Origin of the sequence: Staphylococcus durrellii (genome assembly GCF_015594545.1) — a bacterium.
In the GTDB taxonomy this organism is placed as follows: Bacteria; Bacillota; Bacilli; order Staphylococcales; family Staphylococcaceae; genus Staphylococcus; species Staphylococcus durrellii.
Window position 1 is genome coordinate 1,437,225 of record NZ_JADIIO010000001.1, and the last position, 26,251, is coordinate 1,463,475.

A 26,251-nucleotide genomic window follows, 5' to 3' on the forward strand; every position below is an offset into this window, starting at 1 on the left:
TTTTATTCGTGTAATTATAGGTCATGTGATAAAATAAATGTAACGTCATTAAAGGATGTGTAAATGTATATGATGATAGTAATTATGTTAATTCTAAGTTACCTCATTGGTGCATTTCCAAGTGGCTATGTGATCGGAAAGTTATTTTTCAAAAAAGATATTAGACAATTTGGAAGCGGAAACACTGGTGCAACGAATAGTTTTAGAGTATTAGGCAAACCTGCTGGTGCTTTAGTTACATTCTTAGATATATTTAAGGGTTTTATAGTAGTATTCTTCCCGCTATGGTTACCTGTCCATGCCGATGGACCAATTAGCACATTTTTCACAAATGGTTTAATTGTTGGTTTATTTGCGATTTTAGGACATGTTTATCCAGTTTATTTAGGTTTTAAAGGTGGTAAAGCTGTAGCTACAAGTGCTGGAGTGGTATTTGGTGTGAATCCTGTTTTATTATTAATATTGGCCGTTATATTCTTCGCAATTTTATATTTAACAAAGTATGTATCATTATCAAGTATTATTGCATCAATTTGTTGTATTATAGGGGCTTTACTTATTCGAGATTATATTCTATTAGTAGTAAGTGCATGTATAGGTGTATTACTTATTTTTAGACATAGAACAAATATAGTAAGAATTTTTAAAGGCGAAGAACCTAAAATCAAATGGATGTAGACTAAGTCAACAAACTATTTCTTAGCTGGCAGTCAGTGTTTAAAAATGAGGTAGACATGTATCCAACGTGGCTACTACAAAAACGTTATCTAAAGGACTTTTAGATAGCGTTTTTGTTTTGTAAAAATTTAACGATTTAGTTATATTTAAATGAGTTTATCGATTATGCAAAAGGCGAAATATTTAAAGGCGTGTATTATAAAAATGCCAAAAAGAATATGCTATACTGACATTAGCCCATTTATAAATGGGTAATATAATTACAGTATTAAGTTTAAATTGTAAATTCACCTTGCAGATATTGACTTACAAAATGAGAGGAGACTTTTATTATGGAAATAGAACTTTCAGATAGAGCGGTAAAATGGTTCAAAGACGAACTAGATTTACCAGAGGAAAATAAAGTCTTACACTTTTATGTGCGCTATGGTGGCGAAATACAGCTCAAGCAAGGGTTTAGCCCAGCTTTTAGTGTTGACAGAAAAGATGAAATTGAGATTGGGTACGAAAATAATTTTGATGAGTTAGATGTCGTCATCTCTGAAAAAGATTTATGGTATTTTGAAGATGATGATATATATATAGATGTAGATGAAGACTCAGAAGAAATAAATTACAAAATTAAATAATTGTTAATAAAAACGTTATTAGTTCATTATAACTAATAACGTTTTTTATTTATATTATAGTCCATCGCGTATTTCCTGCGTGTCACCAGCTTTGTTTTTATTAGCTACTTCTTTGTATGTTGCATGCCATTCAGGAAAAGCTTTATCTAAACGTATAGGTTTAAAATTTGCTTTTTTAATGCATGTTAATGTAGTTGAACCCGTAGTAGCCAATTCCCCTGCTTCATTGTATATTTCGTAACAATATAGTGATCTAAGCGGCGAATACTTATCTACCCACGTTTTGATTCTTACCTTTTCGGGATAAGTAATAGATTTAATATAGTTAATATTTAAGTCTGTGACAGGTGAAATAATGCCACTGTCTTCCATATCCTTATAACTAAAACCTAGTTTTGTTATATAGTCCGTACGAGCCACCTCAAACCATGTAGGATAGTTACCGTGATAAATAAAGCCCATTTGATCTGTTTCTTGGTATCTTGATTCTATTTCTGTAATTGTATAAATCATTAAGCCGACCTCTTTTCAAAAAATCCTTAACCAAATCATATCATAACAAAAAAGGCTATGTGAGCATATTAACTCACATAGCCTACTTGTTATATCAATAAATTATTCAGCTAATTTATTTCTTAATACAAGTTGTAAGATACCGCCGTTACGGTAGTAATCAATTTCAACTTTTGAGTCAAAACGTGCGAGTGCTTTAAATTCGATAACATCGCCGTTTTCTTTTTCAGCTTTTACATCAACTAAATCATGTGGTTGAACATTTTCGTTAATGTCTACTGAGATTGCTTCTGTACCATCAATACCTAAACTATCAGCTGATTCGCCTTCTTGGAATTGCAATGGTAAGACACCCATCATTACTAAATTTGAACGATGAATACGTTCATAACTTTGAGCGATAACCGTTTTAACGCCTAATAGATTTGTACCTTTGGCTGCCCAGTCACGAGATGAACCCATACCATAATCATTGCCTGCTAATACAGCTAAACCAATACCGGCTTCTTTATATTTCATAGCAGCGTCAAAGATTGGCATTTGTTCACCTGTTGGCCAATAAGTAGTAAATCCACCTTCAGTGCCTGGTGCCAATTGGTTTTTAATACGGATATTAGCAAATGTACCACGTACCATTACTTCATGGTTCCCACGTCGTGAACCATATGAATTAAATTCACGAATTGGCACATCGTGATTTAATAAATATTGTCCTGCAGGTGTATCTTTTCCGATGGCACCAGCTGGAGAAATATGGTCAGTTGTAACAGAATCGCCAAATTTACCCATTACACGTAAGCTGTTTAATGGCTTAATATCTTCAGGTTCTTTTGATAATTTTTGGAAGAATGAAGGATTTTGAATATAAGTTGAATTTGGATCGAAATCATATAATGGTTGATCGGTTACATCAATTTCATTCCACATTTCATTATTGTTATAAACTGTTTCATATTCTTCTTTGAATAATTCAGGTGTTACGACGCTATCTACTGTATCAGCAACTTCTTTAATAGATGGCCAGATTTCTTCTAAATATACATCTTCTCCATCTTTACCTTTACCTAACGGTTCATTTTGTAAGTCGATATCAACAGTGCCCGCTAAAGCATATGCCACAACTAATTGAGGAGATGCTAAATAGTTAGCCTTAACTAAAGGATGAATACGACCTTCAAAGTTACGGTTACCTGAAAGTACTGAAGTTACTAATAAATCTTCTTTAGCAATAGCTTTTTCGATTTCTTCTAATAATGGACCAGAGTTACCAATACAAGTTGTACAACCATAACCAACAAGGTTAAAGCCAAGGTCATCAAGATATTCTTGTAAACCTGAGTCACGTAAGTAACCAGTAACAACTTTTGAACCTGGAGCCAGTGAAGTCTTAACGTATTCAGGAACTTTTAAGCCTTTTTCGATAGCTTTTTTAGCTACTAAACCAGCTCCCAGCATAACGTATGGGTTAGATGTATTTGTACAAGATGTGATTGCTGCGATGGCTAAGTCACCTGTAGTCATTTTAGAAGTTGAACCATCTTTAAATTCTATAGTTGTTTCTTTATCAAATTCGCTCTTATCTAGGCCGTGACCTTGGTTACCTGCTGGTGCAGTAACTGATTTTTCAAATTCAGTTTTCATATCACTTAAGAAAATTAAGTCTTGAGGACGTTTAGGTCCAGATAATGATGCTTCAACAGTTGATAAATCCAATTCAACTACATCTGTATATTCTGGTTCTTCTTTTTCGACGTCAAAGAACATACTATTTTCTTGTAAATATTTTTTAACTAAATCAATGTGATCATCAGAACGTCCAGTTAGTTTCATGTATTTTAACGATTCGTCATCAACTGGGAAGAAACCACAAGTGGCACCATATTCAGGAGCCATGTTTGCAATCGTTGCACGGTCTGCTAATGGTAAGTGTTGTACACCTGGACCAAAGAATTCAACGAATTTACCAACTACGCCTTTTTTACGTAGCTCTTGTGTCACACGTAAAGCTAGGTCAGTGGCAGTAGACCCTTGCGGTAAAGCGTTTGTTAAGCGTACACCAATTACTTCTGGTACTGGGAAGTATGAAGGTTGACCAAGCATTCCAGCTTCAGCTTCGATACCACCAACACCCCAACCAAGAACGCCTAAACCGTTAATCATTGTAGTGTGAGAGTCAGTACCAACTAAAGTATCTGGAAAAGCTACGTCTTCACCGTCTACGTCACGAACATGTACAACGTTTGCCAAATACTCTAAGTTTACTTGGTGAACGATACCTGTTGCTGGTGGTACCGCACTGTAGTTATTAAATGCTTTAGTTGCCCAGTTTAAGAATTGGTAACGTTCATAGTTACGTTCAAATTCTAATTTCATGTTACGTTGTAAAGCATCTGGATTTGCATAACTATCAACTTGTACTGAGTGGTCAATTACCAAGTCAACAGGAACTTCTGGGTTGATTTTATTTAAATCTCCACCAACATCGTTCATTGCTTTACGTAAAGATGCTAAATCTACAACTGCAGGTACACCTGTGAAGTCTTGTAGAATTACACGTGATGGTTTGAACGGAACCTCTCCATCTGAACCATTTACATAATTTGCTAAACTTTTAATGTGATCATCTGTAATGACAAAACCATCCTCTTGTCTTAACACTGATTCAAGTAAAACACGAATAGAGTAAGGTAGTTTTGAAATTTTAGTTAATCCTTCTTCTTCTAAAGAATTTAAATCATAGTAAGTATATGATTTACCATTAAGATCAAACGATTTTTTCGATTGTAACTTAAGATTAGAAGCCATATTAATCCCCCCTGATATATTTATATATATAATATGCCGTTAATTAAATTGTATTATTATATAACAGTTAAAACAACTACATATATGCATAATCCTGGCAAAATTAGATTTGATTTTTCAATAAGCAGTCATAAGTATTTCTTATCACAGTACCAAAGTGCAATAAGTTATCTTTATTAATTGATAATCATTATCATTTCATTTTGGATATAAAAAAACTGGGAATAATACTATTCCCAGTCTAATTTTTATTGTTGTTCAGAATTTCTATAAGCTTCTCTACGTTCGATAATATCATCTTCGTATTCTTCGCTTTGTAGTTCTACGTAATCTCTCATTCTATGTTTGTTAGGCGTTAAAGTTAAGCCTAAGAATTTTCGTTCATTATTTGCATCTTTATAGAACGAAATCATCATCATTATAACCACGAATGAGAACGGTAATGCACTTATAATGGCGGCACTTTGTATTGCGTTAAGTGCTTCTGCACCATTGCCTCCACCAGCAAATAATAAGACAAATGCAATAAGTGATTGCGCTACACCCCAAGTTACTTTCACAACATTTGACGGTTCTAATGAGCCGTATGAGGTTTGCATACCTAAGACAAATGTTGCTGAATCGGCTGAAGTGATAAAGAATGAAGCAATAAGTATTAACGCAATAATAGATAATACGATACCTATTGGTAAATGGTTGAATACACCAAATAATTGCGTTTCAGCTGACATTTTGAATAACTCTGGATGTTTTTTACCAGTTTCAATACCAAGTACACCGAAAACACTGAACCAAACGAAACTAACGATAGCAGGTACTAATAATACACCACCGATAAATTCACGGATTGAACGTCCTTTTGATACACGAGCGATGAAGATACCAACGAATGGACTCCAGCTTAGCCACCAACCCCAATAGTAAAGTGTCCATTGAGACATCCATTCACGTTTTTGTGGGTTTTGTGCAGCAGTATCAAAAGTATTAAGTAAGAATGAATTAAGCAAGTTACCTACTGAACTTGTCATCATATTTAGAATTAATACCGTTGGACCAAGAATAAGAACTATAACCATTAATATTAAGCCTAAACTAATATTTAAGTTACTAAGATACTGAATACCTTTACTAATTCCTGACCATGCACTTATGATAAATAAAATCGTTACAACAACAATGATTATTGCTTGGACCCAAACATTATTTGGTACACCAAATAAGTAATTAAGACCACCATTAATTTGTAGAGCACCCATACCTAATGACACGGCAACACCAACAACAGTAGCAAATACTGCTAGAACGTCGATGACTGTACCAATAGGACCTTCTACTTTATCTCCTAATAATGGACGTAATGTTCTAGAAATCAACCCAGGCTCACCTTTTCTAAACTGTGCGTAAGCCAATGCTAGCGCAACCACACCATAAATAGCCCATGCATGGAAGCCCCAGTGGAAGAAAGTTGAACGTAAAGCTTCAGTGTATGCAGCCTTAGTTTCTGGATTAGCAGATGGCGGGGCCGCAAAGTCAGCCATAGGTTCTGCTGCACCGTAGAATACCAATCCAATACCCATACCGGCACTAAATAACATTGCAAACCATGAGATTGAATTAAACTCAGGTTTATCATTTGGTTTCCCCAATTTTAATTTCCCAATTGGACTAAAGATTAAGAAAATACAGAAGAAGACTATGACTGTTGTTAAAATCAGATAATACCAGCCTAGCTTATCTGTAATCCAAAGTTTGATAGTATTGGTTACATTCCCAAATTGCGCCGGGAAAATTGCGCCGATAAGTACTACTATTGCGACTATAATAGCACTATAAATAAAGACGGGAGAACGTTTATTACCACTACTAAATTGTTCAGAAGACTTCATAATTATTAACTCCCTTCTAATTAAATTGTATTAAAGTATAAATCTTCATAATAAAATAAATGAAGCGCCATATCTAAGAATATCAAAAGTAAAATTAATTATCAAATTAGCTTAAAATAGCATTTAATTGTACTTAGTTATATTATATACTGAAATTATATTGTATTATCGAATAATTTATAATACAATATAATTCATAAAAAATAATTAAAAGTGAGGTAAAAATTTATGTTTAGAGAATTTAAAGAGTTCGCTTTAAAAGGTAACGTACTTGACTTAGCAGTTGCAGTAGTTATGGGCGCAGCTTTTAACAAAATAATCACTGCGTTAGTTACATATATTATCATGCCACTAATTGGTTTAATCTTTGGTACTGTTGACTTTGCTAAAAGTTGGTCATTCATGGGTATTCAATATGGTATGTTTATTCAATCAATTATCGACTTCTTAATTATCGCGTTTGCATTATTCGTATTCGTTAAAATAGCTAATACATTAATGAAAAAAGAAGAAGAAGAAGAACTTGAAGAAAACACTGTATTACTTACTGAAATCAGAGATCTTTTACGTGAGAAAAATTAATACATTAAAATTTGAGTGAAAATTTCTAGAAAAGATAATTTGGGATATAAATCCCAAATAAACAACCCTTAAATGATTTCTGATTTGAAATCATTTAAGGGTTGTTTTATATCAATACTACATATGATATATCTTGCTTTCCTAGTTGCGATCCCCATCTTGTAACCTCACGCTTATCACCATTTATATTATACTAATTTGATTGTCTCACCTGTTACAGACATAGCTTATATCTGCTGACACAGACGTAACACAACCTCTAAAAAATTTAAGTTTTCAAACAATTATCATCGTTTGTTACTAAAAACAAGACATTTCGTATGATTTAATAAACTCTAATAACTAAATTTACGGTAAGTTGCAAAATTTCATACAATGAGAACGTCAATTACCATGTTATTTCGATAGCAATTGACGTTTTTTTAGTTAGAAATATTTATGTACAAGCCTATTATATTCTGATGATTAAATTGTTATTCATCACTAATATCAAATTTACTGTTGTTTAAAATTTGTATGACTTTGATATTGATCCGTCTTCACTTCTAATATGAGCGGTATACGTTGCTTCAATTCACTGACATGCGAAATAATACCGACCATTCTTCCTGATGATTTTAAACTAAGTAAGGTATCTAAAGCAGTTTCTAATGTTTCTTGATCTAACGTTCCAAAACCTTCATCTATAAACATAGATTCGAGCACTATGCCACCTGCTTCTTGTTGTACAACCTCACTTAACCCTAACGCTAGAGCTAATGATGCTTGGAATGATTCTCCTCCAGACAATGAAGTTATATGACGCGCTTGATTAGCATACGCATCATAAACATCTATTTCTAATCCACTATACCCCTTCGAAACTTGAGTTCTTCTTTTTAATTGGTAACGTTGACCGGTCATCATAGATAAACGTTGATTAGCTTGACCCAGTATACGTTCCAAATAGTAAATAAGCACAAAATTTTCCAGTGTTAATTTCTGAGGGTTTTTACCTGAAACTATTTCAGCTAATTGGAAAACTTCTTGTTGTGTTTTCAATTCGTTATTCAAAGTATGAATAATCGCTGTGATATCAGCTATTTTTTGTTTATTCATTTTAACTTTATAACTATGTTGATTAACCTCTGACGTTACTTTGTCCAACTCATGTTGTTGCTGTTTTAGTTGATTTTTCAGCATTTCAAGATCAATTAACGCTTTATCACGGGTCATTGATTCTAATTCCTTTATCAACGTTTCTACTGCTTGCTTACTTTTATCATGATGTTGTATTTGATTTTCAATTTCTGGCTTAGCATCTACTTTTGCTATTGCTTGTTCTACTTGTTTCATATCATTAAAGCCGATACGTGACATTTCATTCTTTATTTTTGCTTCTACTTCTTTAAATTCACTGTTTAAATCATTTGCCTGTTCAATTAAATATTGATAACTATTTTCTTCGATAGAATATTGATTATTATTAGCGTCAATTTTTTTTTCAATAGATTCTATTTGCTTATCAAATGCTTTTATATTGTTATTTTTTGCTTCAAAATCATTTTGAAAATTAGCAGTATTGTTATATAGCGTTGCAGACTCGAAATCATTCATTAATATTTCATTTTGTTTAATTGAAACTTGATGGGACTTGATCTCAATTTCTAACTTATGCACACAATCTACTAATTTTTGATATTGCTCATTTAGTTTATTAATATAATCAATCTGAGCTTTTATTTCTTTTCTAGATTGTTGTTGTTCGATTAACTGAGCTTCAATTTGAGCAACGTTTTCCACATGTATATCTTCCTCACTAAAACTGTTTAGTTGTTCATCAAGTTGTTCTAACACTGTTTCAATTTGCACTTTTTGCGTTTTATAATATTGTAATTGCTCTTCGAACTTAGTTAACTTTTGTTGGTGCTTAGTTAAAGTATCTAAATTAACATGTTGTTGCAAACTATCGACTTTATGACCACAAATCGGGCATGTATCGCCAATAGCTAACGCTGATTGTATTTGTGCAATCATCTCTTCCATATTATTTAATTGTAATTGTTTTTTACTGATAGGGTCATGTTCAGAATTTAAATTTGCTAATTGTTTATTTGTCACTTCTAATTCTTCTTTTTTAGAAGTGATTTTAGTTATTATGTTGTCATATTTGTTTTTATTTTGTTGTTTAACTTTATTGTCGTTTACTTTGTTTTCCAATTTGTGAATTTGGTTATCTATAGCTTCTAAATTATCATAATTAGGTTTATCATCAGATAATTTTTGTTTTATTTCATTTTTTTTAGTAAGTTCTTCATCTAATTTTGCGTTATATTTTTCAAGAGTCTCTAGCAATTCTTGATACTCGTTATATGCTTGTTCGTATTTATTAAGTTGTTGATAAAATAAAGCCGTTTCATCGACAAATTTTCTTGCTTCATCAATCATCTCTTTGGAATCTAGTTCATTCGCTAGTTGCTCTTTTAGCTCATCAATTTTTGTTGTTAAATCGTCTTTATTAGATTTTACTTGAGTAATTTTAGCGTTATTTTTATGTTGTTTTGTTAATAGTGATTTTTGTGAATCTATTAAAGTTGCTAACGTTTTAACTTCATTAATTTCATTTAACGTGCCACGTAATTGATTGATATGCGCATCTTGTTGATTTAATTCTTTTAATTTATTGCGTTGTTCTTTTAATTTTTTAAGATTTTCTTGTAATTGTTCATTTTTTTCTACCTGTACTTGTGTATTTTTAACTTGAGTCGCACTAACTTGTTGCTTTTCTTGTAATTTATATTGTAATTCCTCGCCAATTTGTTCAAATACAGGCAAAACATTAACAATCATGTCGGTTTGCCTTACATTCATATCTTTTATCTCTTTTAAATGACTATCTTCGTAACTATTTAAATCTTGCCAATAATTTTCTAACTGCGTAAAATTTTTTTCAATATTGACTCTAATTTCTTTAACATCTTCAGCTAATATTTTTTGTATTTCTTCGAACCTCTCACTATCGAATAAAGTTCTTAATATTTCTTGTTTATCTTTACTATTTGATAATAAAAATCTTTTAAATTCGCCTTGTGGTAATATAAATAATTGGCGAAATTGTTCAGCATTAACACCTAACAATGACTTTAATAATTGGTTACCCGCATTAATTTTACTCTCTCTTAATTCATATTTACCATTTGTGAATTCAAAAACATCTAAACTACCATTTGTTTTGGATGTATTACCCTCTTTAAAGTAGGCTCCCTTTCTTTCTACATAAAATTGCTCATTGCCCAATCTAAATTCAAACACGACTGACATAGGCTGCTGATTTTCAGCAAAGTGACTTCTTAAATCACCTTCTTTACGATCTTTTGTTGACGACTCCCCAAATAATGCGTATACAATCGCATCAAAAATCATTGTCTTGCCAGAACCTGTTTTGCCGCTTATTAAAAATAATTCATTGTTTTCAACTCTGGTAAAATCAATTTGTTCGTCTAAAAAAGGACCAAAGTTCTTAAGGTTTAATGCAATTGGTCGCATCTATTTATCACTCTCTTCTGTCAAAGTATTAAGTATCGTAGTTATTTTACTTTTTTGAGTAGCTGTTAATTCAGTACTAGTAATATCTTCATAAAAATTATTGATAATTGTTTTATCATCAAGCTGTTCGATTGCTTCATACTTTTCTAAATAAGCATTTTCAAATTCGAAAGATATATTAGTGAGTGCCAATGTATTCGGATATATTTGTTTTAAATGCATCATCGGGTCTGTTACATGTGACATATTTTTAAGTTTGAAATGTAAATAATTATCTTTACTTTTAATATTTAGCTTTTCTTGAATAGCGTCTTCATAATTTCCTTCTACAATTTCCAACACACGTTTGGGTTCTAAAGGTACAAAAGTATCTTTGATATCTTCATTTTCTACTATCACTCTACGATATCCTTTAGGTTGTGATACTTCAGAAAAAGAATATTGCAACAAGGAACCGCTATAACTTATATAATCAGAGTCTATACTAAATGGATGATGTAGATGACCTAACATTACGTGTTTAAAGTCTTCAAATGACTTTCTATCAACTGATTCAACCGTTCCAATTGTCAGTGGTCTTTCGGAATCAGATCGTTTCCCCCCCTGCACGGTCATATGTCCTATTAATAAATTTCTAGCGTAATGATTCATATGTTGTGACATATGTTTCATACATAAATCAATTGCTTGTTGATGAGTTTCGATTTTATCTTGTTGGAAGAATTGTTGCACTTCACTAATCGTTGCAAAAGGTAATGTATAAAAATTAACATCCTTAATTGTTATAGGAGATGTCATATCATTCAATTGAGTACGGATATAAATATTAGATTTCTCAAACCATCTAGCACCATAATTTAATCGTTCTTTGCCGTCATGGTTCCCGCTTGTGATAATTAACGAAATGTTTAGCGACAAGTTCAAAGTGTCAATTGTGCGTTCTAGTAATTGAATAGCCTCTTTACTAGGATAGCTTGTATCATAAACATCGCCTGCTAATACAATTACGTCAGGTTGCTCTTCTTTCATTGCAGTTACAAATTGTTCTAATATATACGCTTGATCTTTAAGTAAAGATTTTCCGTTTAGCATGCGTCCTAAATGCCAATCTGCAGTATGTATAATTTTCATAATTTCACCTCATATAACAGAACGCACGTTCCGTGTTTTATTCAATATTTTATCACATTGATTATAAAATGAAAAACGCCGCCTATCACGATTGACAGACGGTTTAATGCTTAATTTAGTAATTCACTTTTTACTTTTTTATATTTATAAAGCATTGCAAGTCTCCATGGCACTATCATACAAAATGCAAGCAAGAAAAACATACCTGCTAATTCACCGGGATCGATTTTATTACTAATAAATATTTTTATTAATGTTCTTATTAATAATAATGAAATTAAAATTACCGGAAAGGCTTTTGAACGTTTCATAAATATTTCGCTACCTTTAACTTCAAATCTAGAAGTCCATATTAATACTGTTGAAAATAGTAAACCTAATATAAGACATTCAAGCATTTCCATGCCTGATAATCTAAAGTAAGGTACTACATACATTAATGCACCCGTAGCCATAAAAAATGGTGGTAAAATTATTTTCTTTTCATTAACAGGAAAGTTTTGAGCTTTCATTCTTACGATAATTACAACGACGCCCATCAGAAAGGCGAATAAAATCGAAAACACTAAATACGCCAACAATTACACCTTCTTTAATAGTCTACAGCTTATATTCACAAACGATATTATAACACTATATATATAAATGACCAGTAATTATAATTCAGATTAGCCTTTATAAAGTAATATACATAAAAATGTCATAATATTAAACCTTTCAAGCACATAAAAAATAAGCCTTTCACAAGGCTTATTTTTATATTTCTAAACTTTTACATTGTAGCTGTTGAATTCATGTTATTAAGTGTTTGTCTAAGATAATTCATGTCATGAGTTTGGATAGCTTTATTATATTCTTTAAACTCAACATCATTACTAAAATTGATGTGAGCACAAGATAATCGATCCAAAACTTCCTTGTCTTCCATATCAAAAGCATCTTTCATAAATTATTAGCCTCCTCTATGTTCTTGATTATATAACATATCGAAAAAGCATTCAAATAATTTTCTGAAAAATCAAACGATTTGATAATCATTAAAACAGCTTGGGTCTTGCAGTGACTATAGATCCAAGAAATTTAAATTTTTTATTAAATTTGGAAAATTGGCGTTACTTTTTCAATATTTAAATGTTACAAAACCAATTATTATAAGTATGCTATTTTAATTTATTAATAATTAATTCTCCATTAACAACTTCAATTTGCTCACTATCTGTTTCTACTGTAATAGGTAAAACCTTCGCTAATTTATCTGAAAATAACCATCGTCTTTCAGCTTTTGTTAGTAATAAATATGTAGAGTCATTATCTTTGAAAATAAAATTTAAACTATCCTCGTCGATATAATTTGATATATTACTATAATTATATTTTTTTAAAGTTTCCATTGATTGTTCTAGGTCATCAATGACTAACCCTATTTCACTAATACCTATTATTTCATCTATAGTAAAATGATTAGCTTGAGTTTTATTTCGATATTCATTTCTCGCCATAAATTCAACTATATTGTGTGCGGAATCATAAAAATACACTGACTTAGCATCAAAACCACTAAAATAGATTTCGTCTTGCCCTTTCTCTGTCAATAATTCAACACGTTGTTGTAGCCAGTCTTTAACTTCACTAAACATTTGCGGGGGGATATCAAATGCAAAATGATAATAAGGATTTGTAATCGTCTCACTATATTTGAATATTAATTCACTATAACCAACTAATATCGAGAAAAAATCTTCTTCGTCTTGGTTTAATGGTAAACCTAAATGATTAACATAAAAAGTTTGAATTTCTGCTAATTTATCTGTATAAATGATTATTTTATTTAATTTCATTTCCTATGCCTCCCACTACATTTTAGTGATATGTCTATTTACTTTAACATTTATTTGCCTTAAATTCTCGTATATATCATTCAATACAAAAAGACTGGCAATCACTCCTATGAGGATGTACCAGTCTATAAATGACATATTATTTAGATTTTTTCATATTACTGTCCATATTTTTATTCATCATTGTCATCATTTGATTAATTTTCTTTTGAGATGGTTTTTGACCCATTTGCATCATCATCATACGTAACATTTCTTCATTAATTGGTGGGTTCTTTTTAAAGTAATCCATCATATACTTTCTTGCAAGGAAGAAGCCACCTACTAAACCTATGATTAGTGCTATTACGATTAAAATAACTGCTAACCAAATTGCCATTGTTTCACCCACTTTCCTATCCTAATGCATTTTACTAAAATATATATTTTATTTCAAGGAAGTTTCGCCTTAAATATATTTAACCTTAAGTATTATATCAATTTTAATTTAGATTTGTAAACATACATTGGTTTAAGTATTAACATTTTACTATTAAAGAAAAAAGACATAAGAGCCATGCTCTTATGTCTTTAATAATTTTAATTATAAGAGATTAATTAAAATGTTTGAATTTGATTTAATACGTTTTCTTTAGTGAAACCATATTTTTCAACTACTAAGTCACCAGGAGCACTAGCGCCAAATGTATCGATACCGATTACTTTACCTTCAGTACCTACATATTTATGCCAACCTAGTGATGAAGCCATTTCGATAGCTACACGTTTAGTAATTGATGATGGGATTACTGATTCTTTATATTCATCTGATTGTTGATCAAATGCGTTCCAGTTAGGCATAGATACAACACGCACACCTTTACCTTGAGCATCTAAATCTTTAGCAGCATCAACTGCTAAATTGACTTCTGAACCAGTAGCTAATAATAAGAATTCTGCATCTTTTTCAGATTCATATACAACGTAAGCACCTTTACGTACGCCTTCTTCAACTACTTCTTTAGGTAAGTCTAAAGCTGTTAAGTTTTGACGAGTCAATACTAATGAAGTTGGTGTGTTTTCTGATTCTAACGCTACTTCCCAAGCAACACGAGTTTCATTACCATCAGCAGGACGAATAACATTCATATTAGGAATAGCACGTAATCCAGCTAATTGCTCAACTGGTTCATGTGTAGGACCATCTTCACCAACAGCTATTGAATCATGTGTAAAGATAAATGTAGAGTTAAGTCCCATGATTGCTGATAATCTTAATGCTGGTTTTAGGTAGTCGCTAAATACAAAGAATGTTGCACCGTATGGATGTAAACCACCGTGAGCAGCCATACCATTAACAGCAGCACCCATTGCAAATTCACGAACACCGAACCAAATGTTTTTACCTTCTGGAGTAGTAGCATTAAAGTCATTAGAATCTTTAACATTTGATTTGTTTGAACCAGCTAAATCGGCTGAACCGCCAAAGAACGAAGGAACAGTTTTGCTGATTGCTTGAATAACTTCTCCTGAATCAGCACGAGAAGCACCACTGTGTCCTGCTTCAAATTCAGGTAAAGCATCTTGATAATTTTCTGGTAATTTACCACTAATAGCTAATTTAAAATCTGAACCTAATTCAGGATATTTAGAAACATATTCTTCAACTAATTTATTCCATGCTTCTTCATTTTCATTAGCACGCTTCAACATATTTTCTGAGAAGATTTCATAAACCTCATCTGGCACGTTGAAACGTTGTTCTGGATCTAGACCGTAATTTTCAAGTGCAAGCTTTCTTTCATCTTCACCTAAAGGTGCGCCATGTACGCCATGAGTGCCTGCTTTATTCGGAGCACCAAAACCAATAACAGTTTTGACTTCAATCATAGTTGGAGCATCTTGAGTTTTAGCTTTTTCAATTGCTTTGTCAATAGCATTTAAATCATTGCCATCTTTAACTAAAATATGATGCCATCCATATGATTCAAAGCGTTTTTTAACGTCTTCAGAAAAAGCTTTATTTAAATCACCATCTAGTGAAATATCATTAGAATCATATAATACGATTAATTTATCTAATTTATTGTGACCAGCGAATGAAGCTGCTTCATGTGAAATTCCTTCCATTAAGTCACCATCAGATGCAATTACATAAGTGTAATGGTCTACAACTTTAGCATCTTCTTTATTGAATTTACCTGCTAAATGTTTTTCAGCTAAAGCTAAACCAACTGACATTGCTAAACCTTGCCCAAGTGGACCTGTAGTTACTTCAACGCCATCAGTGTGTCTAAATTCAGGGTGACCTGGTGTTTTAGAACCCCACTGTCTAAATTGTTTTAATTCTTCAAGTTCTAAGCTTCCTGAAACATGTAATAAACTGTAAAGTAAAGCAGAACCATGTCCCGCAGATAAAACAAAACGGTCTCTGTTAAAGTAATCTTTTGATTGGGGATTAAAATTCAAGTGGCGAGTCCATAAAGTATACGCCATTGGTGCCGCACCCATAGGTAAACCTGGATGCCCTGAGTTTGCTTGTTCAACAGCATCGATACTCAAAGCTCTAATAGTATCAACAGCTAATTGGTCTTTTTTATTAAACATCTAAACAACTTCCTTTCTTAAGTAGCATAACACAACTACTATTATAACTTATTTATCTATTAATTTAAAAAAATAAGATTAGTTTTTGTTATTATCTTGCTCATTTTTATCTTCGTTATCTTTTTCATCTAATATCTTTTTAACTTTATCAGGTGTTACATCATTACCTTCAGGGTCAATAACTCTTGTATTTTCAATTTGCTGTTTGAAACCTTTTCTAAATGACTGTAAATAGGCTTCTCTAAGCTTAGACTGTTCTTTTGCCTCAGTTTCAGTTAAACCTGATTCTTTTTTCTTTTTAGCTAATTCATTAATTCTATCAATATTAACTTCATTACTACTCATAGCAATACCTCCATGGTTATTTACTCAATACAAATAGTATCAAAAAAGTGAGCGAAACTAAATGTTTTCGCTCACTTCAACATATCTATTGATACAGTATTACTACCGAATAATCGCAAATGTTTGGTTCGGTGTATGTTCGTCATTTTCATTGGAATTCTCATTAGATTTCATGGTGTTTGCCATTGTTCCCTTTGAAAGATTTGTAATCTGATGGTCCGTCATTTCGTACGTTTGTTCTGATTTAGTATCAAAATCTGCAGATATTAAAAAAATCACACATAGTACCATAGTAGCTAAAAGGACGATTAAATAAGTTTTGTATTGTTTTATATATTGTTTAGTCATTATATTCACTCCCAGAACGTTTGTTTGTATTACTAATTTATCAGAACACGCGTTCTATGTCAATGCAAAAACGAACAAACGTTTGTAAACAAATATAACTCATGCTATAATTGAGACAAATTAATTTAGGGAGTGCCTATTATGAGAGAATTAACTAAACGTCAAACAGAAATTTTCGATTATATTAAGCAAATCGTTCAATCTAAAGGATATCCACCAAGTGTTCGTGAAATAGGAGAAGCTGTTGGTTTAGCATCTAGTTCTACGGTTCACGGTCATTTATCTAGACTAGAAGAAAAAGGTTACATTCGTCGTGACCCTACAAAACCACGCGCCATAGAAATTGTTTCTGAACTATTAAGTGAACCTGTAAATAATGAAGAAACAATTCACGTCCCAGTAATTGGTAAAGTTACAGCTGGTATACCTATTACTGCTGTTGAAAATGTCGAAGAATACTTTCCATTACCGGAACATTTCACTTCTACTCATAACAGCGATATTTTCATATTAAATGTTGTTGGGGATAGTATGATTGAAGCTGGAATTTTAGATGGGGATAAAGTAATCGTTAGGAGCCAAACTATTGCTGAGAACGGAGATATTATTGTAGCTATGACAGAAGAAAATGAAGCTACAGTAAAAAGATTTTATAAAGAAAAAACACGTTATAGACTTCAACCTGAAAATAGCACAATGGAACCTATATATTTAGAGCAAGTGACAGTTCTTGGTAAAGTTGTCGGTCTTTTTAGAGAAATGTAATTTACACTAGACACTCTCATAAAATTAAACGACTTGTGGTTAATACAATAAAAATAAGCGATTGAGTCTAAGACTCAATCGCTTATTTTTTCTCTAAAACGTCTTTAATTTTTTCTAATATATCGGCTTTTTTCTTTTGTTTTTTAGCCTTCATAAATATCTCATCCTTACACACTAAAGATACCCTGAAAACATTTTGTTAAACATTAATTTGTGTAATTTTCAGTCCAGTAAGGTTGTTTATTCGAATTAAATGATACACCTACTCCAAGTTTGTGATAACTTGTACGTAAAATGTTTTTTCTATGGCCTAGAGAGTTCATTAAGCCTTCATGAGCATATATGCTATCAACTTGCCCATAAGCTAAATTTTCACCAGCAGCATTAAAATTAATATTATCTGCCTTAAGTCTATCAAATGGCGAATTACCTTTTAAATCTGTATGGTCAAAATAATGATGTTGCGCCATATCGTCACTATGCTTACGTGCTGTATTAGATGCTTCATCACTATAAGATAGCGTTGATAGATTGTGTTGAACTCGTTCAGCATTAACAAGATCAAAATTTTGCAATTCAAAGCTTTTTTTCAATTCATCTGAAGGTGGTCCGTATTGTCCACGCAAGCGATTTTCCATTTGATTACTTACCAATAAGATTGATGTTAGATTATTTTTACTGTGTTTATCATAAAATGCAGTTGTATATATATTATGTTTATGGAAAGTATCGTATTCTTTATTATCAATTTCATAACGCACGTTATCTTTACGTTTTTCAGTTATTGGCTTACCTAAACGTTGACGCACTAATTCCTTAGGCGTGCCATATTTTATTTTCGATTGTGAAGAAATTACGTTTTGGTTAGTATATAAGCCATTAACTTTACTATCAATATAACTGACCATTATAAAATCTTGATAATCTTTCGTATAGTAACTATACCATTTTGTACCATATTCATTCGTTGTTATCCTTTGTGCTTTGCCTAATTTATTTTCAACCTGAGCTTTAGTCATATTCATTTGAACATTATTCAATGCAAATTCTTGTTTACTAGGTATCTTCAACTCTTTATTTGCGATATTATCATTGTTCGTCCAAGCATCTACTTTAGTTCTAGCTTGTTGTTGGACATGCATCATAAAATCAGGTTCTTTAATAGGTAAAACAATTATTAACCCTAGAAATATAATAATATAAAATAATAGTTTTCGGATGTTAAACACCTACTATAAGTTAGTCTCTATCACCGTTAAAAATAGAGTTACGTACAATTACATAATCTACTTTTCTTAATGAAGTTAAATCATTACCACCTGCATATGAAATTGAACTTTGTAAATCTTGTTGCATTTCTACTAAAGTATCTTTTAAAGACCCTTTATGTTCTACAAACATTTTTTTACCTTCGACGTTTTTGTGTTCACCTTTTTGGAATTCAGAAGCACTACCAAAATATTCTTTGTATAGCTTACCTTCTAATTCAACTGTTTCACCAGGCGATTCTTCGTGAGCAGCAAATAATGATCCAACCATAACCATAGATGCCCCAAAACGAATAGATTTCGCAATATCACCATGTGTTCTTATACCACCATCAGCAATAATTGGTTTACGAGCCGCTTTACTACAATGATTTAGTGCTGATAATTGCCAGCCACCAGTACCGAAACCTGTCTTAATTTTAGTTATACAAACACGTCCTGGACCAATACCAACTTTAGTAGCATCTGCACCTGCATTTTCTAACTCACGAACCCCTTCTGGTGTACCAACATTACCTGCGATAATAAATGTATCTGGTATATGTTTTTTAATATGTTTAATCATATTAATTACTGAGTCAGAGTGACCATGTGCTATATCAATTGTTATATATTCAGGAATTACATTTTCTGCTTTAAGTTGTTCTACAAAACCAAATTCACGTTCTTTAACCCCGACAGAGATAGAGGCAAATAAACCTTGATCTTGCATTTTACTTATGAAAGGAATTCGAGCTTCCTCATCAAAACGATGCATAATATAGAAATAATCATTTTGAGCGAACCATTCTGCTAAAGATTCATTCATTACTGTTTGCATATTAGCTGGAACAACTGGTAATTTGAATGATTTAGGCCCAAATTTTATCGTCGTATCACATTCTGACCTGCTATTAACTATACATTTATTAGGTATAAGTTGGATATCTTCATAATCAAAAATTTTCATAATATATATACTCCTAACATTTTTATTAAAACAACTATTAAATGGTAAGCATTATCGCCAAATAATGAACAAATATAGTCACAAATAATTAAATATATAGTTATTTACGAACAATCATTTATTCGGCTTTATTACCAATAGATAATATACATTGTTTTATATCAAATGTAAACGGGCTTTAGTACTAATTTACCAACTTGATTTTTTAACACCTGGAATTTGACCTTTATGAGCATGTTCTCGAAAAGCAATTCTAGACATTTCAAATTTTCTTAATACGCCTCTCGGTCTACCTGTTACTTTACAACGACGTGTTAACCTAGTTGGTGAAGAATCTCTTGGTAATTTGCGTAAAGCTTCATAATCACCCTTAGCTTTAAGCTCTTTACGTAATTCATAATATTGATTAACGAGTGCTTCTCGTTTTTGTTCTTTAGCTATTTTTGATTTTTTAGCCATTATAATTCCTCCTATCAAATCGTAACGATTACGTTTTAAATATTATCACATAATTTTAATTTATCAACTATAAATTATTAAATTATCCATTATACTGTTTTGATTAGCTATAACTTCTCTGTTTTCATCAAAATTTACAACTGAATTATTGCGCTATGTATGAGCATGTGATACAATCTTAAATCGTAAGCATTACTAATTAGAGAAAGGATGTTATATTTTGCGCGTAAACATAACTTTAGCTTGCACTGAATGCGGCGATCGTAACTATATAACTACAAAAAATAAGCGTACTAATCCTGAAAGAATTGAATTGAAAAAATTCTGTCCTAGATTGAACAAATATACGTTACATCGCGAAACAAAGTAAAAGTAAAATTCAAACTTATCTTTTAATACGACAAAATCATCACTTGGGTGGTGATTTTTTTATCTTATTTTGTAATATAAAATGATTTGTCCTATATTTAATAATAATAAATCAATTTTAAAATCACCTGTTAAAAAGCGTTGCCTCTCACAAATTTATGAGAGGCAACGCTTTTTATAATAAATATATGATTTTAATCAGCAACTTTTAAGTCTACGTCGTTTATATCTATTCCTAATGCTTTGGCTACACCTCTACCATAGTTTTCATCTGCTTTGTAGCAATGACGAATATGTCTATGTTGTACTTGTAAAGTAGTACCTTGCATTTCATTTGCAGTATTTTCAAAAATACGCTCTTGTTGTTCTTTCGATTGCAATCTAAATAATTTCCCAGGTTGTTCAAAGTAATTATCATCATCTTGTCTAAAATCATATTCATATGCTTCACCTTCTATTTCAAGGCCTGGTTTTTTATATTCAGGTTGACTTTCATAAGCACCTTCGCTATTTGGATAATAATGAGTTCCGCCACCTTGGTTATTATCTAAAATTCTCATTTGACCATCTCTACTAAACGGGCAAATATTTTCAACTCCTACACCTCGAGGTTGGTTAACTGGAATTTGCCAATGGTTAACACCTAATCTGTAACGCTGAGCGTCTCCATAAGAGAAAAGACGCCCTTGTAACATCTTGTCAGGTGAAAAATCAATACCTGGCACAATATTCGTTGGTGCAAATGCCACTTGTTCTACGTCTTGGAAATAGTTGTCAGGATTTCGATTTAATTCGAATTCACCAACTTCTATTAAAGGATAATCTCCTTTATACCATACTTTAGTTAAATCAAAAGGATTATCTTTATGATTGCGCGCTTGTTCTTCAGTCATAACTTGAATATACATTTTCCATTTCGGATAATCTTTGTTCTCAATCGAATCAAATAAATCTCTTTGCGATGATTCTCTGTCGTATGCAATCGTTTGAGCAGCTTCCTCAGGTTGTAAATTTTCAATGCCTTGTTGCGTTCTATGATGGAATTTCACCCAAACACGTTCCCCTTTGTCATTATACATTGAATACGTATGTGACCCAAACCCGTGCATATTACGGAAACCTTTTGGAATCCCCCTATCTGTCATTAAGATAGTTACTTGATGTAATGCTTCAGGTAATGAAGTCCAAAAATCCCAATTATTTTGAGCACTTCGCATGTTAGTTCTTGGATCTCTTTTTACTGCATGATTTAGACTCGCAAATAATTTAGGGTCTCTAAAGAAGAAAACGGGTGTATTATTACCTACTAAATCCCAGTTGCCTTCATCTGTATAAAATTTTAAAGCAAAACCTCTTATATCACGTTCCGCATCAGCAGCCCCACGTTCACCTGCTACGGTAGAAAAACGTGCAAACATTTCAGTCTGTTTACCTACTTCTGAAAAAATACTTGCATTTGTATATTTAGTAATGTCATTTGTGACAGTAAAAGTACCAAACGCACCTGAGCCTTTTGCATGCATACGTCTTTCTGGTATAACTTCTCTATCAAAATGAGCCATTTGTTCTAAAAAGTACCAATCTTGCATTAATAATGGACCACGAGGACCTGCTGTCATCGAATTTTCTCTATCTGATACCGGAGCTCCAAAAAGACTTGTTAATTTTTTATTATTAGCCATATGTATTCCCCCTTCTTTATAGATAATAATAATTATTATCTACAAGTTATTTTAATCTATACCCTTTTTTAAAGCAAGAAAACTATAAAAATATTAGGAAATATCTGATTTTTCAGAAAAATACTCTTTATTGCTTTAAAGTTATAAAAAAGTAATTGCTTATAGTCTCCAAAACAATTACAATAGTCAGTAAATAAATAAAATTAGGAGACTAATTATGGCACAAAATAAATTAAGTCGCGGCCTTAGTTCAAGGCATATTTCAATGATAGCTATTGGTGGTGCGATTGGGACTGGCCTGTTTGTAGCAACAGGCAGTGTCATTTCTCAAGCTGGACCAGGCGGCGCCATACTTGCTTATTTAATTATCGGAATAATGTTATATTTTTTAATGTCATCTATCGGGGAATTAGCTACAATTTATCCAGTTTCAGGATCATTTAGTTCATATTCTGCACGTTTTATTGATAGTTCATTAGGATTTACCGTTGGATGGTTATATTGGATCATTTGGGTTATGGTTGCTAGTGTAGATATCATTATAGCTTCAAGCGTTTTAAATTATTGGGAAGTTTTTCATTTCTTTTCATCAATAACATGGAGCATTATATTTTTAGTAATTTTATTTTTACTGAATATATTCTCTGTGAAAGCTTTTGGTGAAGCCGAATTTTGGTTATCTTTAATTAAAGTTCTTACTATTATAATATTTATTATAGTCGGAATTTTAACTATTGTAGGTATACTTGGTGGTAAAACATATGGTATATCTAATTATTCTATCGGGGAAGCACCATTTGTCGGTGGCATTTCAGGATTTTTAGGCGTATTATTAATCGCTGGTTTTTCCGTTGGTGGTACAGAAGTGGTTGCAGTGACCGCCGGAGAATCTAATAATCCACATCGCTCTATGCCTAAAGCAATTAAACAAGTATTTTGGAGAATATTATTATTCTATGTATTATCGATTGCAGTTATTGCAGCAATCATTCCATATACAGACCCATTGTTATTAAATAAGAGTGAGTCCGCAAACCAAAGCCCATTCACTATTGTGTTCGACCGTGTAGGTATTGCATTTGCAGCTTCGGTAATTAATGCGGTTATTTTAACATCATTATTATCAGCAGCTAACTCTGGACTTTATACTTCAAGTCGTATGTTATTCGCAATGGGACAAGATAAACAAGCACCTAAATTTTTATCAAGTTTAAATAAAGGTACAAAATTGCCTGTACCTGCAATTTTAACAACATTTGTTATAGTCTTTGCGATTATCTTGTTGGCTCAAATACAGTCAAATATCGTATTCACATTATTAAACATTATAGGATCTTTAGTTATTTTTGTTTGGGGTTCAAGTATTTTAGCACAAATTAGATTACGAGGCGCAATTAAGAAACAAAATAAAAATCCAGATGAAGTGTTACCTTATAAGGCACCTTTTTATCCTGTAGGACCTATCATTGTAATAGTGGCTTTATTGTTTTTATTTTTAGGTAATACTATTGGAGCAATAATTGCAGGTGATATTGCTAGCTTATTTAGGAATATTATTCCGGTCATTATATTAGCTATTGTTTACCTTGTTCATAAGTTTGTTTTTAAAACTAAAGTTGTTAAATTAGAAGATATCGATTTAACTAATAAATATTAAAATAATTGAGACATGCAAATTTATTTTGTATGTCTCAATTATTTTAAGTTATCCTAATGTATAGTATAATGAAATTAATTATATACGTATTATGAGGTGGAAAATTATGGTTGGACAAACTAACTTATTTGATGATGTTATGAAACCTGAAGAACGTTTTGTTATCGTAGTTCAAGCATTAGAAAATTTAGATGATAAATTAATTAAACGTACGTTAAGAGAATATAGCAGTCTAACTCACGAACAGATGGAAAGCTTATTTGATCATTTAAAGGATTTATTTATAGAAGAACCTTTTACAGACAATCAATCTGCCTTTTCAATCACTGTTTATACCAACTTAGATTATGCCGCTGACCAAGTTTATGCCCACGTTAAAAGACATAGAGGCAAACACGAGTGGACTCACACAGCAAAATAAATAGAAAAAGTCGAATGATTAATTAATCATTCGACTTTTTCTATTTATAATATATCTTTCAAGGCATAAGGAATACCATTGTTAGCATTACTTAATGTTACTTTGTCAGCAACAGCTTTTACTCTATCACTCGCATTATCCATTGCATATGAGCGACCTACTATTTCAAGCATAGAAATATCGTTAGGGCTGTCTCCAAAAGCAATGACTTGTGATAACTCAATATTTAATTTATTGCATAATAAAGTTATAGCATTCCCTTTCGAAACTCCTGTAGCCATAAATTCAAGGAAATAAGGTTTACTTGTAGTAACATCTATTTCTTCATTAAAGTAACCATTTAATGAGTCCAATGCTTTAACAATGTTAGCGACATAATCTACCCCCATCACTTTTGGAACATCTTCTTGAATATATGATTTAAGGTCATCTACTTTTTTCATCGGTAAGCCGGTTAACTCCGATTCAATGTTCATATACTCATGTTCGCCTTCATAAATAATATGTCCATTATGATAAGTCAGGACGAAAAATTCGTTTCTGCGACAATAATCTACAATTAGATCAAAATTTTCTTTAGTTACTGGTCTATTAACTTCTACTTCTTCAGTAGCAACGTTTACCGTTTTACCACCATTGTAACTGATAGCATAACTCTGGTTTTTATCTAGATTTAGTAGACGAGCAGTTGGTAACATACCTTCAGTAGGTCTACCGGAAGCTAAGACAACCTTATAGCCCTCTTCTTGAATGCGGATCAAGTAATTTTTAGTTTCTTCACTTACCTCATTCTCATGATTCATTAGCGTATCGTCCATATCCATTACTATCAATTTATAGTTATTCATGTGGTTATTGCTCCTTTCAACTTCTTAACACTATCATACACTAATTTAATGTTTTTGGTATACCTCTTCGGCAATAACCCCTGACTCATTTATTGATAAAAGTTCTGACTTACAATCATGAAATTGCTTTTTTAATTCCCTCACTAATTCGCCGCTTTGTTCGCGACTTATTAATGTCATAATGGTTGGTCCAGCGCCACTAATTACCGTCGCATATGCTTGGTGAGTTTTAGCAATTGCTTTCACTTTTTCAAACTCTGGAATTAAAAATTGTCTAAATGGTTCATGAAAACCGTCTTGTTCCATCATTTTTCCAGCTAATGCGTAATTGTGTTGGATAAGCGCACTTATCATAGTATTACTAATCGCACTATTTTGAACTGCTTTTTTATATGAGAAGGTATCTGGAAGTACATTGCGTGAATCCTCAGTTTTCAATTTATATGGAGGAATTGTTACAATAACATCAACCTTTGGAGTGTCAATATATGATACATCAGTAACGTTGGAATCAGCATTATAATATCCTAAGACTAATCCGCCATAAATAGTTGGTGCCACATTATCTGGATGTCCTTCAAACTCGGTAGCTAGTTGTAATAACTCATATTTAGATAATTCAATGTCTCCAAAATAATTTGCTATGTATAATGCTCCTACTAAAGCTGATGCAGATGAGCCTAAACCTCTAGCTAATGGGATTTCACTTCTCATTTCAATGTCTAGATTAGGTAAAATAACGTCATATTTAGCCGCAACTTGCTGTGCAATGTGATAAATATAGTGTGTTTCGTCTGTTGGTAAATCATCAACATTAGGTCCAATATGATTGAAGCGCCAATGAGATTTATCATTGATTTTAACTTCTAAATATAAAAATTTATTTAAGGCCATTCCAATAGAATCAAAACCGACACCTAAGTTAGCTGTAGATGCCGGTACTTTTAAATTTAATACATGTTTCATA

The 26,251-nt window shown here is 32.0% G+C and carries 25 protein-coding genes; 7 read left to right on the top strand and 18 right to left on the bottom strand.

The window, feature by feature from the left end; genetic code table 11:
• Window positions 1–69: 69 nt before the first annotated feature.
• Window positions 70–678 (top strand): glycerol-3-phosphate 1-O-acyltransferase PlsY, encoded by a 609-nt coding sequence (plsY, locus tag ISP02_RS07000; protein WP_195720867.1) that lies wholly within the window; start codon window positions 70–72, stop codon window positions 676–678.
• A gap of 332 nt (window positions 679–1,010) precedes the next feature.
• Window positions 1,011–1,307, top strand: a complete 297-nt coding sequence (locus tag ISP02_RS07005) for a HesB/YadR/YfhF family protein (protein WP_195720868.1) — start codon at window positions 1,011–1,013, stop codon at window positions 1,305–1,307.
• A gap of 54 nt (window positions 1,308–1,361) precedes the next feature.
• Here ISP02_RS07005 and menI read toward each other — a convergent pair whose 3' ends face one another.
• The 3 genes from menI to ISP02_RS07020 all read right to left on the bottom strand — a co-directional run bounded on the left by menI (window position 1,362) and on the right by ISP02_RS07020 (window position 6,511).
• Complete coding sequence (gene menI, locus ISP02_RS07010; protein WP_195720869.1) at window positions 1,362–1,820, bottom strand: 1,4-dihydroxy-2-naphthoyl-CoA hydrolase MenI; 459 nt, start codon at window positions 1,818–1,820, stop codon at window positions 1,362–1,364.
• Window positions 1,821–1,922: 102 nt separating this feature from the next.
• On the bottom strand, window positions 1,923–4,625 hold the full coding sequence (gene acnA, locus ISP02_RS07015; RefSeq protein WP_195720870.1) for an aconitate hydratase AcnA: 2,703 nt from the start codon (window positions 4,623–4,625) through the stop codon (window positions 1,923–1,925).
• 248 nt (window positions 4,626–4,873) lie between these two features.
• The gene (locus ISP02_RS07020) at window positions 4,874–6,511 is read right to left on the bottom strand and encodes a glycine betaine uptake BCCT transporter (RefSeq protein WP_208455778.1); all 1,638 of its coding nucleotides are present in this window, start codon (window positions 6,509–6,511) and stop codon (window positions 4,874–4,876) included.
• 228 nt (window positions 6,512–6,739) lie between these two features.
• Here ISP02_RS07020 and mscL point away from each other — a divergent pair, with 228 nt between their 5' ends.
• Window positions 6,740–7,093, top strand: a complete 354-nt coding sequence (gene mscL, locus ISP02_RS07025; RefSeq protein WP_195720871.1) for a large conductance mechanosensitive channel protein MscL — start codon at window positions 6,740–6,742, stop codon at window positions 7,091–7,093.
• Between the two features lie 495 nt (window positions 7,094–7,588).
• Here mscL and sbcC read toward each other — a convergent pair whose 3' ends face one another.
• From sbcC to sosA, 9 genes are all read right to left on the bottom strand, one after another.
• Window positions 7,589–10,618: an exonuclease subunit SbcC gene (gene sbcC / locus ISP02_RS07030; RefSeq protein ID WP_195720872.1), complete on the bottom strand. Its 3,030-nt coding sequence runs from the start codon at window positions 10,616–10,618 to the stop codon at window positions 7,589–7,591.
• Window positions 10,619–11,749 (bottom strand): exonuclease subunit SbcD, encoded by a 1,131-nt coding sequence (gene sbcD / locus ISP02_RS07035; protein WP_195720873.1) that lies wholly within the window; start codon window positions 11,747–11,749, stop codon window positions 10,619–10,621.
• 110 nt (window positions 11,750–11,859) lie between these two features.
• Complete coding sequence (locus tag ISP02_RS07040) at window positions 11,860–12,327, bottom strand: CcdC family protein (RefSeq protein WP_195720874.1); 468 nt, start codon at window positions 12,325–12,327, stop codon at window positions 11,860–11,862.
• Window positions 12,328–12,521: 194 nt separating this feature from the next.
• A complete protein-coding gene (locus ISP02_RS07045; protein WP_195720875.1) occupies window positions 12,522–12,695 on the bottom strand; it encodes a hypothetical protein in 174 nt (57 codons plus the stop codon).
• A gap of 214 nt (window positions 12,696–12,909) precedes the next feature.
• Window positions 12,910–13,587, bottom strand: coding sequence for a hypothetical protein (locus ISP02_RS07050; RefSeq protein WP_195720876.1), 678 nt, complete (start codon window positions 13,585–13,587; stop codon window positions 12,910–12,912).
• Between the two features lie 139 nt (window positions 13,588–13,726).
• Window positions 13,727–13,966, bottom strand: coding sequence for a YneF family protein (locus ISP02_RS07055; protein WP_048793989.1), 240 nt, complete (start codon window positions 13,964–13,966; stop codon window positions 13,727–13,729).
• 218 nt (window positions 13,967–14,184) lie between these two features.
• The gene (gene tkt / locus ISP02_RS07060; protein WP_195720877.1) at window positions 14,185–16,173 is read right to left on the bottom strand and encodes a transketolase; all 1,989 of its coding nucleotides are present in this window, start codon (window positions 16,171–16,173) and stop codon (window positions 14,185–14,187) included.
• Window positions 16,174–16,251: 78 nt separating this feature from the next.
• The gene (locus ISP02_RS07065; protein WP_195720878.1) at window positions 16,252–16,518 is read right to left on the bottom strand and encodes a DUF896 domain-containing protein; all 267 of its coding nucleotides are present in this window, start codon (window positions 16,516–16,518) and stop codon (window positions 16,252–16,254) included.
• A 102-nt stretch (window positions 16,519–16,620) separates the two neighbouring features.
• On the bottom strand, window positions 16,621–16,866 hold the full coding sequence (gene sosA, locus ISP02_RS07070) for a DNA damage-induced cell division inhibitor SosA (RefSeq protein ID WP_195720879.1): 246 nt from the start codon (window positions 16,864–16,866) through the stop codon (window positions 16,621–16,623).
• Window positions 16,867–17,007: 141 nt separating this feature from the next.
• On the opposite strand from sosA, the gene lexA reads away from it, so the two are divergent.
• Window positions 17,008–17,631, top strand: coding sequence for a transcriptional repressor LexA (gene lexA / locus ISP02_RS07075; protein WP_195720880.1), 624 nt, complete (start codon window positions 17,008–17,010; stop codon window positions 17,629–17,631).
• 206 nt (window positions 17,632–17,837) lie between these two features.
• Here lexA and ISP02_RS07080 read toward each other — a convergent pair whose 3' ends face one another.
• From ISP02_RS07080 to rpsN, 3 genes are all read right to left on the bottom strand, one after another.
• Window positions 17,838–18,860, bottom strand: a complete 1,023-nt coding sequence (locus tag ISP02_RS07080) for a CAP domain-containing protein (protein ID WP_195720881.1) — start codon at window positions 18,858–18,860, stop codon at window positions 17,838–17,840.
• Between the two features lie 10 nt (window positions 18,861–18,870).
• A complete protein-coding gene (gene guaC, locus ISP02_RS07085) occupies window positions 18,871–19,848 on the bottom strand; it encodes a GMP reductase (RefSeq protein ID WP_195720882.1) in 978 nt (325 codons plus the stop codon).
• A 189-nt stretch (window positions 19,849–20,037) separates the two neighbouring features.
• Window positions 20,038–20,307: a 30S ribosomal protein S14 gene (rpsN, locus tag ISP02_RS07090; protein WP_195720883.1), complete on the bottom strand. Its 270-nt coding sequence runs from the start codon at window positions 20,305–20,307 to the stop codon at window positions 20,038–20,040.
• A gap of 220 nt (window positions 20,308–20,527) precedes the next feature.
• On the opposite strand from rpsN, the gene rpmG reads away from it, so the two are divergent.
• Window positions 20,528–20,677 (top strand): 50S ribosomal protein L33, encoded by a 150-nt coding sequence (gene rpmG / locus ISP02_RS07095; RefSeq protein ID WP_195718211.1) that lies wholly within the window; start codon window positions 20,528–20,530, stop codon window positions 20,675–20,677.
• Window positions 20,678–20,870: 193 nt separating this feature from the next.
• On the opposite strand, the gene ISP02_RS07100 is transcribed toward rpmG, so the two are convergent.
• Complete coding sequence (locus tag ISP02_RS07100; RefSeq protein WP_195720884.1) at window positions 20,871–22,358, bottom strand: catalase; 1,488 nt, start codon at window positions 22,356–22,358, stop codon at window positions 20,871–20,873.
• A 217-nt stretch (window positions 22,359–22,575) separates the two neighbouring features.
• Here ISP02_RS07100 and ISP02_RS07105 point away from each other — a divergent pair, with 217 nt between their 5' ends.
• Complete coding sequence (locus tag ISP02_RS07105) at window positions 22,576–24,015, top strand: amino acid permease (RefSeq protein ID WP_195720885.1); 1,440 nt, start codon at window positions 22,576–22,578, stop codon at window positions 24,013–24,015.
• A gap of 106 nt (window positions 24,016–24,121) precedes the next feature.
• Window positions 24,122–24,436: a hypothetical protein gene (locus ISP02_RS07110; protein WP_195720886.1), complete on the top strand. Its 315-nt coding sequence runs from the start codon at window positions 24,122–24,124 to the stop codon at window positions 24,434–24,436.
• A 44-nt stretch (window positions 24,437–24,480) separates the two neighbouring features.
• Here ISP02_RS07110 and ISP02_RS07115 read toward each other — a convergent pair whose 3' ends face one another.
• Entirely contained in the window at window positions 24,481–25,284 is an 804-nt protein-coding gene (locus tag ISP02_RS07115) for a Cof-type HAD-IIB family hydrolase (RefSeq protein ID WP_195720887.1), read from the bottom strand.
• A 45-nt stretch (window positions 25,285–25,329) separates the two neighbouring features.
• On the bottom strand, window positions 25,330–26,250 hold the full coding sequence (gene thrB / locus ISP02_RS07120; protein WP_195720888.1) for a homoserine kinase: 921 nt from the start codon (window positions 26,248–26,250) through the stop codon (window positions 25,330–25,332).
• Window position 26,251: the final 1 nt, after the last annotated feature.

Excerpts from the sequence above, each read along its gene's own strand:
- plsY (WP_195720867.1), top strand. The coding sequence starts at position 70 with ATGATGATAGTAATTATGTTAATTCTAAGTTACCTCATTGGTGCATTT.
- ISP02_RS07005 (WP_195720868.1), top strand. The coding sequence starts at position 1,011 with ATGGAAATAGAACTTTCAGATAGAGCGGTAAAATGGTTCAAAGACGAA.
- menI (WP_195720869.1), bottom strand. The coding sequence starts at position 1,820 with ATGATTTATACAATTACAGAAATAGAATCAAGATACCAAGAAACAGAT.
- acnA (WP_195720870.1), bottom strand. The coding sequence starts at position 4,625 with ATGGCTTCTAATCTTAAGTTACAATCGAAAAAATCGTTTGATCTTAAT.
- ISP02_RS07020 (WP_208455778.1), bottom strand. The coding sequence starts at position 6,511 with ATGAAGTCTTCTGAACAATTTAGTAGTGGTAATAAACGTTCTCCCGTC.
- mscL (WP_195720871.1), top strand. The coding sequence starts at position 6,740 with ATGTTTAGAGAATTTAAAGAGTTCGCTTTAAAAGGTAACGTACTTGAC.
- sbcC (WP_195720872.1), bottom strand. The coding sequence starts at position 10,618 with ATGCGACCAATTGCATTAAACCTTAAGAACTTTGGTCCTTTTTTAGAC.
- sbcD (WP_195720873.1), bottom strand. The coding sequence starts at position 11,749 with ATGAAAATTATACATACTGCAGATTGGCATTTAGGACGCATGCTAAAC.
- ISP02_RS07045 (WP_195720875.1), bottom strand. The coding sequence starts at position 12,695 with ATGAAAGATGCTTTTGATATGGAAGACAAGGAAGTTTTGGATCGATTA.
- ISP02_RS07050 (WP_195720876.1), bottom strand. The coding sequence starts at position 13,587 with ATGAAATTAAATAAAATAATCATTTATACAGATAAATTAGCAGAAATT.
- ISP02_RS07055 (WP_048793989.1), bottom strand. The coding sequence starts at position 13,966 with ATGGCAATTTGGTTAGCAGTTATTTTAATCGTAATAGCACTAATCATA.
- tkt (WP_195720877.1), bottom strand. The coding sequence starts at position 16,173 with ATGTTTAATAAAAAAGACCAATTAGCTGTTGATACTATTAGAGCTTTG.
- ISP02_RS07065 (WP_195720878.1), bottom strand. The coding sequence starts at position 16,518 with ATGAGTAGTAATGAAGTTAATATTGATAGAATTAATGAATTAGCTAAA.
- sosA (WP_195720879.1), bottom strand. The coding sequence starts at position 16,866 with ATGACTAAACAATATATAAAACAATACAAAACTTATTTAATCGTCCTT.
- lexA (WP_195720880.1), top strand. The coding sequence starts at position 17,008 with ATGAGAGAATTAACTAAACGTCAAACAGAAATTTTCGATTATATTAAG.
- guaC (WP_195720882.1), bottom strand. The coding sequence starts at position 19,848 with ATGAAAATTTTTGATTATGAAGATATCCAACTTATACCTAATAAATGT.
- rpsN (WP_195720883.1), bottom strand. The coding sequence starts at position 20,307 with ATGGCTAAAAAATCAAAAATAGCTAAAGAACAAAAACGAGAAGCACTC.
- ISP02_RS07100 (WP_195720884.1), bottom strand. The coding sequence starts at position 22,358 with ATGGCTAATAATAAAAAATTAACAAGTCTTTTTGGAGCTCCGGTATCA.
- ISP02_RS07105 (WP_195720885.1), top strand. The coding sequence starts at position 22,576 with ATGGCACAAAATAAATTAAGTCGCGGCCTTAGTTCAAGGCATATTTCA.
- ISP02_RS07110 (WP_195720886.1), top strand. The coding sequence starts at position 24,122 with ATGGTTGGACAAACTAACTTATTTGATGATGTTATGAAACCTGAAGAA.
- ISP02_RS07115 (WP_195720887.1), bottom strand. The coding sequence starts at position 25,284 with ATGAATAACTATAAATTGATAGTAATGGATATGGACGATACGCTAATG.
- thrB (WP_195720888.1), bottom strand. The coding sequence starts at position 26,250 with ATGAAACATGTATTAAATTTAAAAGTACCGGCATCTACAGCTAACTTA.